The organism is Candidatus Sodalis sp. SoCistrobi (assembly GCF_900143145.1).
In the GTDB taxonomy this organism is placed as follows: Bacteria; Pseudomonadota; Gammaproteobacteria; order Enterobacterales; family Enterobacteriaceae; genus SoCistrobi.
Window position 1 is genome coordinate 1 of the sequence record NZ_FRDB01000328.1, and the last position, 2180, is coordinate 2180.

Annotated in this window: 3 protein-coding genes; 2 read left to right on the forward strand and 1 reads right to left on the reverse strand. The window is 55.8% G+C overall.

Features of this window, described 5'->3' with window-relative positions:
* The coding region (locus CINSTRO3249_RS16935) for an IS1 family transposase (protein ID WP_143146886.1) at positions 1 to 170 on the reverse strand (170 nt) is incomplete at its 3' end.
* A gap of 232 nt (positions 171 to 402) precedes the next feature.
* Here CINSTRO3249_RS16935 and pncC point away from each other — a divergent pair.
* Together pncC and recA are read left to right on the forward strand one after the other, a co-directional pair.
* Positions 403 to 891, forward strand: coding sequence for a nicotinamide-nucleotide amidase (gene pncC / locus CINSTRO3249_RS15320; RefSeq protein ID WP_074013853.1), 489 nt, complete (start codon positions 403 to 405; stop codon positions 889 to 891).
* A 112-nt stretch (positions 892 to 1003) separates the two neighbouring features.
* On the forward strand, positions 1004 to 2056 hold the full coding sequence (gene recA / locus CINSTRO3249_RS15325; RefSeq protein WP_074013852.1) for a recombinase RecA: 1053 nt from the start codon (positions 1004 to 1006) through the stop codon (positions 2054 to 2056).
* Positions 2057 to 2180: the final 124 nt, after the last annotated feature.

Consider the following 2180-nt stretch of genomic DNA (forward strand, 5'->3'; position numbering starts at 1 on the left):
TCAACGATCTGCTCTTTAACTCCCGGCTTTCGCGCTTCATAGCGGTAGGTAAGCTGGAATACACGGTGACAGCACTGACACCGGAAGCGTTCGCGCTTAGTTGGACTAAGGCCATGTCGATAAATTTCATCTGAATGGCAGCGAGGACAATGAACAGAAACTGTAACCACGTGGAAACCTCAAATAGAGGCAGAATATCACAAAAGTCAACTATTTGAAGGCATTACCCAATCCCCGTACGTTTGCAACTGTAGTGCATAGCGTAGGTAGTGACAAGGGCGTGCGCAACGGCGGCCCGCGCGGCAAAAGTTGGAATGCATCTTTCATAAACACCTATTGACAGCCGGGCCGCCCTATCTGCACGATCGCGGTAGGTCGATAAGGGCTCAGGATAAAAAGATGATAAACGACAGCGAACTCTATGCGCGCAGCGCGCGATTAGGCGCGGCACTCAAACGGGAAAACACGTTTATTACCTGCGCCGAGTCCTGCACCGGCGGTTGGGTTGCCAAGACCATTACCGACGTCTCCGGCAGCGCCGGCTGGTTCGAGCGCGGCTTTGTCACCTACGGCAATCAGGCAAAAATCGATCTGCTCGGCGTGCGGCCCAAGACCCTTGAGCAGCACGGTGCGGTGAGCGACCCGGTGGTGCTGGAGATGGTTTCCGGCGCGCTTCGCGCCGCGTCCGCCGACTATGCGGTGGCGATAAGCGGTATCGCCGGTCCCGACGGCGGCACCATTGAAAAACCGGTGGGCACGGTCTGGTTTGGCTTCGCCAACGCAGACGACGAGCCCTTTTCCCAGCTTATGCATTTCGAGGGCGACAGGGAGGCGGTACGTCGTCAGGCGGTGCATTTCGCGCTGACCACGCTGCTTGCCACTTTTCTCTAAAAATCCGCTTGATACTGTACAATCATACAGTATAATTAGCACTCAGTACCGCCGGTACATATCGTTGGCGAAAGAGGGTAGCGACGTCGCTCCCCGCTTGATAGGAGTTGAAATGGCTATTGATGAGAATAAACAAAAGGCGTTGGCGGCAGCACTGGGCCAGATTGAAAAGCAATTCGGCAAGGGCTCGATCATGCGCCTGGGTGAAGATCGCTCCATGGATGTAGAAACGATCTCCACAGGTTCTCTGTCTCTGGATATCGCGTTGGGTGCCGGTGGGCTGCCCATGGGACGTATCGTCGAAATCTACGGCCCGGAATCATCGGGTAAAACGACCCTGACCCTGCAGGTTATCGCCGCGGCGCAGCGCGAAGGCAAAACCTGCGCTTTTATTGATGCCGAACACGCCCTGGATCCCATCTATGCCAAAAAGCTGGGCGTCGACATCGACAATTTGCTGTGCTCCCAGCCAGACACCGGCGAACAGGCGCTGGAAATCTGTGACGCCCTGACCCGCTCCGGCGCGGTAGACGTCATTATCGTCGACTCGGTGGCGGCGCTGACGCCGAAAGCGGAAATCGAGGGCGAAATCGGTGATTCCCATATGGGGCTGGCCGCCCGTATGATGAGCCAGGCGATGCGGAAACTGGCGGGCAACCTGAAAAACGCCAACACGCTGCTGATTTTCATCAACCAGATCCGTATGAAGATCGGCGTCATGTTCGGCAACCCGGAAACCACCACCGGCGGTAACGCGCTTAAGTTTTACGCCTCGGTTCGCCTGGATATCCGCCGTATCGGCTCGGTGAAAGAGGGCGATGTGGTGGTGGGCAGCGAAACCCGCGTCAAAGTCGTGAAGAACAAAGTCGCCGCGCCGTTTAAGCAGGCCGAATTCCAGATCATGTACGGCGAAGGCATCAATATTCGCGGTGAACTGGTTGATTTGGGCGTCAAGCACAAGCTGATTGAGAAAGCCGGCGCCTGGTACAGCTACAACGGTGAGAAGATCGGCCAGGGCAAAGCCAATGCCTGCGGCTTTTTGAAAGATCATCCCGAGGTGGCGGCAGAACTGGACAAAAAGCTGCGCGACATGCTTCTGCACAGCGCTGAGGGCAACAGCCTGGTTAGCGAGGTGGAACGCGAGGATGAAGGCGCCAGCGAGTGAATCACCCCGGATAAATTAGAGTCTATACTTTAAAAGTGGAGGTCTCTATGACAACGACCAAACGTTACTCTCCGGAAGTCCGTGAACGGGCAGTTAATCTAGTGCTGGAAACTCAGCATGAGCA

Bases quoted from the DNA above. Each gene is read 5' to 3' on its own strand.
- recA (WP_074013852.1), top strand. From the start codon at position 1,004: ATGGCTATTGATGAGAATAAACAAAAGGCGTTGGCGGCAGCACTGGGC.